The sequence below is a fragment of the Bradyrhizobium sp. PRIMUS42 genome (assembly GCF_023006515.1).
Lineage (GTDB): Bacteria > Pseudomonadota > Alphaproteobacteria > Rhizobiales > Xanthobacteraceae > Bradyrhizobium.
On the sequence record NZ_JALBGZ010001540.1, the window covers coordinates 1 to 513 of the forward strand.

The following is a 513-nucleotide window of genomic DNA, read 5'->3' on the forward strand; positions in this document are numbered from 1 at the left end:
CGCGCTGGAGGCGCCGGGCTCCGAGCTGCTCGGCAAGGATGCCGGCGTGCTTGCAGGCCTGCCCGCCAACGGCATCAAGCTGTCGGCCGATCTCTGGGCGATGTCGAAGGAGGCCGACGGCATCCTCGATTTCACCGTACCGGCCGCGACCATCGCCAATGTCGCAATCGCGGCCGAGCGGGGCATCGTCCATGTCGTCGGCACCACCGGGCTGTCGGGCTCCGACAATGCCGTGATCAAGAGCGTCACCAATCGCGCCGTCGTGGTGCAATCGGGCAATATGAGCCTCGGCGTCAATCTGCTGGCCGCGGTGGTCAAGCGCGTCGCCAAGGCGCTCGATGAAACCTTCGATATCGAGATCGTCGAAACCCATCATCGCATGAAGGTCGACGCACCCTCGGGCACTGCGCTGATGCTGGGCCAGGCCGCCGCCAGCGGCCGCGGCGTCACCCTCGATGACCATTCCGAGCGCGGCCGTGACGGCATCACCGGAGCGCGCAGGCCGGGCAATAT

At 67.1% G+C, this 513-nt stretch carries 1 protein-coding gene; it reads left to right on the forward strand.

What is annotated here, in order from left to right:
- Positions 1 to 513 (forward strand): 4-hydroxy-tetrahydrodipicolinate reductase (gene dapB / locus MOV75_RS41520; RefSeq protein ID WP_247008680.1); only part of this gene is annotated, 513 nt, incomplete at both ends.